Origin of the sequence: Arthrobacter crystallopoietes BAB-32 (genome assembly GCF_000328305.2) — a bacterium.
Classification (GTDB): Bacteria; Actinomycetota; Actinomycetes; order Actinomycetales; family Micrococcaceae; genus Crystallibacter; species Crystallibacter crystallopoietes_A.
Window position 1 is genome coordinate 1 of the sequence record NZ_ANPE02000030.1, and the last position, 6,271, is coordinate 6,271.

General features: G+C 61.9%; 7 protein-coding genes. 2 read left to right on the plus strand and 5 right to left on the minus strand.

Annotation, left to right across the window (positions count from 1 at the left end; translation table 11 throughout):
• From D477_RS22095 to D477_RS00740, 4 genes are all read right to left on the minus strand, one after another.
• On the minus strand, positions 1–330 hold a 330-nt coding region (locus tag D477_RS22095), incomplete at its 3' end, for a hypothetical protein (protein WP_202804066.1).
• The gene (locus D477_RS20945; protein WP_081608413.1) at positions 320–1,516 is read right to left on the minus strand and encodes a restriction endonuclease subunit S; all 1,197 of its coding nucleotides are present in this window, start codon (positions 1,514–1,516) and stop codon (positions 320–322) included. The genes D477_RS20945 and D477_RS22095, both read right to left, overlap by 11 nt.
• Positions 1,506–3,023, minus strand: a complete 1,518-nt coding sequence (locus D477_RS00735; protein ID WP_005266257.1) for a type I restriction-modification system subunit M — start codon at positions 3,021–3,023, stop codon at positions 1,506–1,508. Before D477_RS00735 ends, D477_RS20945 begins: the two co-directional genes overlap by 11 nt.
• 177 nt (positions 3,024–3,200) lie before the next feature.
• Entirely contained in the window at positions 3,201–4,061 is an 861-nt protein-coding gene (locus tag D477_RS00740) for a GIY-YIG nuclease family protein (RefSeq protein ID WP_005266259.1), read from the minus strand.
• 209 nt (positions 4,062–4,270) lie between these two features.
• Between D477_RS00740 and D477_RS00745 the strand changes: the two genes are divergently transcribed.
• Positions 4,271–4,465: a hypothetical protein gene (locus D477_RS00745; RefSeq protein ID WP_005266261.1), complete on the plus strand. Its 195-nt coding sequence runs from the start codon at positions 4,271–4,273 to the stop codon at positions 4,463–4,465.
• Positions 4,466–4,529: 64 nt separating this feature from the next.
• A complete protein-coding gene (locus tag D477_RS00750; RefSeq protein WP_005266262.1) occupies positions 4,530–4,712 on the plus strand; it encodes a hypothetical protein in 183 nt (60 codons plus the stop codon).
• A gap of 229 nt (positions 4,713–4,941) precedes the next feature.
• Here D477_RS00750 and D477_RS00755 read toward each other — a convergent pair whose 3' ends face one another.
• A complete protein-coding gene (locus tag D477_RS00755; protein WP_190273488.1) occupies positions 4,942–5,547 on the minus strand; it encodes an SHOCT domain-containing protein in 606 nt (201 codons plus the stop codon).
• Between the last annotated feature and the right edge of the window lie 724 nt (positions 5,548–6,271).

Genomic DNA, 6,271 nt, shown 5'->3' on the forward strand with positions numbered 1-6,271 from the left:
CTGATGTCCATCTGCAGCAGTAAACGCAATCGCATGGACAACAGAATCACGTGCCTGCTTCGCCTTTCGTGCTGGACCTGCACACCAGTCTTGGATGTTGCTCCGGACAGGCTCCGGAAGTTCTGCAGCTGCTCGCGACAGCTTGGTGATAGCCCCACCTAATGTCGAATCAAAGGGTTCGCTTGACAGCTTGCCATCAATCGCGCCCAGCAAATCACGGACAGAATGCTGCAGGCGGATACCTGCCCAAACTACCCTTCCGATTGAGCTGATTAGACGTTTATCGACTGGAATTGCAAGGGCGTATTCCTTGAGCTGGTCATCGTTCAAGGGCCATCATCTCGTCATATGAGGGTGGGATTTCGTGGAGACCTGACAACAGGGCTGTCAAGAGCTCTGACCGGAGGACTCCCAGTGCATCGAGGGATTCACTTAGTGTCATGGTTGCATTCCATGCGGCGTCGAGGTTAGCCAAATGGGCTTCCTGCTCACCCAGTTCCGGCATTGGCAGCTCGATCTCCATCAACTGGTTAGGGTTGAGTCTTTTCCGTCGCAGAACTGATCCGGTGAGACGCGCGGCCATCAAGTCCCAGAATCCTGGCCAGCGACAGATGTGGCGAAGCAGGCCAGGCAGTAGGACGTTCCGGTCGATGTCGAAAACGGGGAACTCGCCACTTACCCACGAACCGGCGACATCTTGATCTGACACTGAGATAGGGCCTTCCCAAGCCGTGAGCTTGCGATAAACCAACTGATCTTCTTCGACTCTTGTGAGCTTGGCGTAACCGATGTCAGCACCGACCGCTTCACCCCTGTCGATGAACCCTTGGCCGGAGCGTTCCAAACCGACGATTCTGTACGCTTCGGAAGCGATCACTTGGGCAGAAGTCATGCTTGCAGAGAGAGCATCCCCAAGAGATCGCTTAGGCGCATTGGTGGAAACCGCCGCGACTACAAGCTCGTTGTACAGGTCGACGGCCGCCGCACGATGATAACGCTTCGCCCCGATGACTTCGTCCAAGGAACCAATTAGGTCGACGATGCGCCGCTGCTGAATTAGAGGTGGCAGAGCGATGGGAAGACTCCGCAGCTTCGCTTGATTAAGGTGTGCGATGGTCAGCTGGCTAGTGAGGCCCTCCAGACCTCCAGATCTCACAAGGTGTTCCAAGCTCAGGGCAACAAAGCGAGGATCAGCGGATTCCGAAAGGACACGCACTCTGTGAATGGCATTCTGAAAATAGATCCCCGGCAGGTCCGCACTGAGGATAGCGCTGCGTCCAACCTCGCCACCTTCGCAGACTAGTATGTCGTCCTTACGAAGGTCGTACTCGACCTGCTCCTCGCCCGTGAAGGGCATTTTATTCAGCTGCCGCAAGTCAACGTTTCCCCATTGCAGGTTAGCGTTGCGCAGGTACGGTAGCCCCTCGGGAGACTGGCCAGCACCACGCGGAAGAGTCTTCCCGAGTCGGGTGGCTGCAATGTCACCAAGCCGAACGGTTTCCCAGTTAGAAGTCAAAGCCGGCCGCCTTCAGCTTGTCGGCCAGCACGTCTTCGGCAGCAGCCAAGCGTTCCCTGGCCTCCTTGTAAGCGATGATGGCCTCCTCTACGTTCGCCTCGGCGATCGACTCGGTCTTGATGTACCGACCGATGTTCAGGTCGAAGCCGTTCTCCTCGATTTCGGCGAGGTCGACCAGACGCAGGTTGAGGCCGTCTTCGCCGTCGACGTCCATCCCCTTCTTGTAGGCCGCATCAATGACGTCGATGTCCTCATCCGACATGGTGTTCTGGTTCTTGCCGCTCACGAAGCGCTTGGAGGCGTCGATAAACAGGACTTTGTCCTGCCGTTCGGCTGGCTTCTGCTTGCGGAAGACAAGGATCGCCACGGGGATGGAGGTGGAGTAAAACAGGTTGTTCGGCAGGCCGATGACCGCCTCCAGCAGGTCCTTGCGGACCAGGCACTCCCGGATGGCGCCTTCCTTGCCACCGCGGAACAGCACGCCGTGCGGCATGACGACGCCGACCCGGCCGGTGTCCTCTTTCATGCTGGCGATCATGTGCTGGATCCAGGCGTAGTCGCCGTTCTTGGCCGGCGGCACTCCGCAGATGACCCGCCCGTAGGGGTCGCTGGTCCAACCGTCGGCGCCCCAGTTCTGCAGGCTGAACGGCGGATTGGCGATCACGATGTCGAACTTCTTCAGCCCGGCGCCTTCGAGCAGTTTCGGCTCGCGGAAGGTGTCCCCGCGGGCGACCTTGAAGCCCTTCAGCCCGTGCAGGTAAAGGTTCATTTTGGCGATCGCACTGGTAGTCAGGTTGATCTCCTGGCCGTGCAGTCGCAGCGTGTTCGGGTTGCCGCCGGCTTCCTTCACGGCGGTGACGGTCTCGACCAGCATGCCGCCGGAGCCGCAGGCCGGGTCGGCAATCGTGTCACCAGGCTTCGGATCAAGGATCTTCACCAGCAGGTGTACGACGTGACGCGGGGTAAAGAACTCCCCCGCCTTCTTGCCAGATGCTTCGGCGAACTCCCGCAGCAGGTACTCGTAGGCGGAGCCAAGCATGTCACCGTTCACCGAATCCGGATCCAGCCTCACACCATGGAACGTATTAAGCAGCGCGGTCAGCGCGGTCTGCGGCAGGCGGTCCTGGTTGGCCCAGTTCACGTCCCCGAAGACTCCTGCGAGCTTGTCCGGGTTGGCTTGCTGAAGACGCTGCAGCACATCGTCCAGCTTGACCCCGGTGTGCTGGGTGGTGCCGATGACGTCGGCCCAATGGCAGCCGTCCGGGATGGTGAACGTGTGGAGGGTATCTTCCAGCTCGGGAGTCAGGTCGTCCCCGAAGTCCTCAACCGCCTGGGCGTGCTCGTAATCCCAGTTGTCCGAGATCCATTTGAAGAACATCACCGGGAAGACATAGGCCTTGAAATCACCCGGATCCACCGGGCCACGCAGGGCGTTGGCTGCCGCCCACAGGGTGGATTCCAGCTGCTGCTGGGACAGGTGGTTTGGCTCAGTGGCGGTCAACGTCATACGGCTCGTGCTCCAGGCTTGGGGCAGCCGCAGATGGCACCGCTTTGCCCCCGGTCGGTGGTGTGTTGCTAATGATCCTATGCAGGTGAGGCCGCGACGGCCGAAACCGCAACGCGGGCCACCTACAGCTAGTGTTCAAATGAGGCGGAGACTGGTTGGCCCCGGGCCCAACCGCTGCTATTCCGCGTCCGCCTTCGGCCGCTTCACGTCTTTGAGCCGTGCACCGAGCTCGTTGACCCAGTCGTCCCAACCGTTGCTCGCGGCACCGATGATGGTGGACGAGGCGCCGGACGGGGTAGCGAAGGTGTGGTTCTTGGCGAACCGCAGCTTCCCGTCCGCTTCCTGCAGCACGCCCTGTCCCAGCAACCGCTTTTGGGCCGCGACCTGTGTCTTGTTGTACTTCTTGGCCTCATCGGCAATGCGTGCTGTGGATCCGGCGAAGACCGTCATCCCCTTGGCGTCGTATGTGCCTGAGGCTTCTGCGCCGGCTTTGCGCAGGTAGAAGCGTTCGCTCTTCGCCGTGGTCTCCGAAGCGGCCGGGATCTCCATGACCGGATAGCCCAGGGTGGAGACGAGGACCTGGATGGTGTCGAAGAACTCGTCGCAGTCCGCCTTTAGCGGTGCCGGGATCGCCGTGGCGTAGCCGTCCTGCGTGTTGTCGAAGGAGTAGGTAGCTGCCTGCTTGGCCCTGATGATCGACTGGTTCTCCAAGTACCGGATGTGTGCCTTGGTCCACGTGTTCGTCAGGGACACCGCGACGACAGCCCGGGTCCAGAAGTCCTTCTTGGCGTCGTGGTCGGTCAGCCGCTTACGGACGTTGTCTGACTCGCCGATGTAGCACATGGGGTCCCCATCCTGCGTCTGGCCGAACAGGAAGTAGATCCCCGGCTGCTCGGCCTCGGGGAAGGCCGCGAAGTTGGCCAGCTCGGTTCGGGGAATCTCGAAGGCCCGCACCGTTCTCGTGGTGATTTCTGCCTGCCGGAAGCCGCGCGGGTCGCTGAAGGGCAGGTAGATCTGGATGGTCTGAGGGCGTGCCAAGAAGGTCTCCTGATGCTGCGGTAAGTGTGTTTCGGGCGTCGCTCAGGCCGGGCCCATTACGGTCCTGCCGTTCCCGCCAACAGGCCACGACGGCTCCGTTGATCATGTCCAAATCATAGCGGTGGGGCAGTGAATCCTTACATCACAACCTCTATGCGGCGGTCCCGCCAGCGGGAAGCGGGGGCAGTGGCTCCGCACACATCCGAGGCATGGAAACCTCCGCAGCCTTCCCGCAGACCATCAGCCATCTGAACGTGCTCGCGCAGAGCATCCGCAATGACCGCAGCAGGAAGGAATCCTGGCGCGGGATCTCGGCCAAGACCGGGCTCACCCGGGTCGAGGCCATGCAGATCGGCCACTGCACCGCTGACGTCGCCGACCGGATCCGAATGAGCGGGGTCTAGACAGGACTCATTCCCCGGGCTCGGGGGACAATGTGTTCAGTACATGAGAGTTGAAGGAGCGGGAATGTGCGAGCCACACCGGTCTGAGGCGAATGGACAGGGCCGTCGCGGGCGTACCCCGGAGCAGCAGGCCCGTGCGGAGCGCCGCGTCAAGGTTGAGGCCGCGAAGCTTCGGGAGACTCTCGACCGGCGCCTTGGCCGCGAGACTCCTGCCTGGGTCATCAAGCTGGCCCGCGAGAAGGTTTAGCCATCAGACAACGAGGGGCCGCACGAAAACGTGCGGCCCTTCCTTGTTTGACTGGTCGGCCTTGCATGTGACCACCAGCAGGACGAGCTCGGCATCGACCTGCTTGCCCGCAGCTTCCACGACTCGGCCTCCCTGCGCGACGCCTTGGCTCCGTTCATCCGCTGACCTGATCAACAGACAACGCCCCGCCAACCGGAAGGTGGCTGGGTGTTCTGCTTGCCTGGTTCGGTCAGTTGCCGAGGATGCGGCGGCGTTTTTCGGCGTGCTCCTCGTCCGTAAGCAGTCCGGCCTGGTGCAGGCGATCGAGGGCAGACAGGTCAATCTGCCGCTGCTGCTCCCCCGGGGGAAATGCGGGTGAGTGCTGCGGCGGAACCGGCGGCTGGAAACCCTGGGGTTGTCCCGGGTGCGGTGCATGACCTTGGACGTAAGCGGGATGGAGCTGAGGCGGTGCCGGGCGGCTGCCGACCGCTTTGACGATGGCGCCGACGGCGATGATGACGACGCCGAGGGCGATCACCAGAATGGTCCAGAGCAGGCCCAGGGCCAGCTGGTCGTTGCACTCGGCTGCGGCGGAGGAGAACCCTAGCGGGGTCATGCTGTCGTAGAGTTCGGCGACGTCGGTGTCCGGCGCCAACGGGCTGCCGCACATCTCGCCGGCGGGCCGAAGCCCGACCAGGACACCGAGGGCAATAACGCCTGCGCCGAGCCACATGGTGATGACCGAGCCAGGTGTCGGTTTCTTCGGCGGCTTCGGCGGCTGTTGCGGTTTTGCGGGCGCGTTCGGATCGTTGTAAAGCATGGTGGTCCCCCAACTGGTGTGCGTGTGACTGGACAAGTCTAATGCTGTCCCAGTCAAGGCTCCTGGCCAAGACTGGGTGTCCATGAAGGAGGGCCCTTTCACCTCGAGCCAGGGCCGGTGATCGCGCAAGTAAAAGATGGGCAGGTAGTACAGGTTCCGGGCCGACCTCGTAGTACGACGGGTCGTAATCCCACGAGATCTCGAACAGGTCCATCAACATGGCGCAGCGGCTCCGAGCTTGGAGCGGAAGATCCGCCCCGAGTAGCTGACCTCGTTGGCTTTCGGATTGGGCGCCCATGAGGTGCGCCGGGCGGCTGGGGTTCTTTCGTCACGGGGGACTTGCTCGGGGCAATCCGACCCGTGGTCGATGATGCCGCAGTCGCGGTCGGGATCTTTGTCGTCTTCGAGGCAGGCTAGGCGGCCTTTGTCTTGGCCGGTCCCTCCGCGGTTGGACCTCGAGGCGGTACCGCGGGCTCCGGTCTTGCAGGCCGGCTGCGCAGCGCTGTGGGTCTTGCCTGTCGTCATGTCCTCTCCTGCCGGGGAGACATGCCTAGTTTCGACGATGACGACTCGGATTCGGCCCGGCCACAGGGTGTCCACCCCCGGCCACCCCCGGCCACAGGGGTGGACACCCCCCTCCGGAGGAGCAGGAGGCCCCCTTTACTACTACTACTTATAGGGAAGTTAAGTATTTCTATCTATCTATGGCCACCCGGCCACCCTGTTTCAGCACTCTCTCCCGGGGAGGAGGGTAATTGTA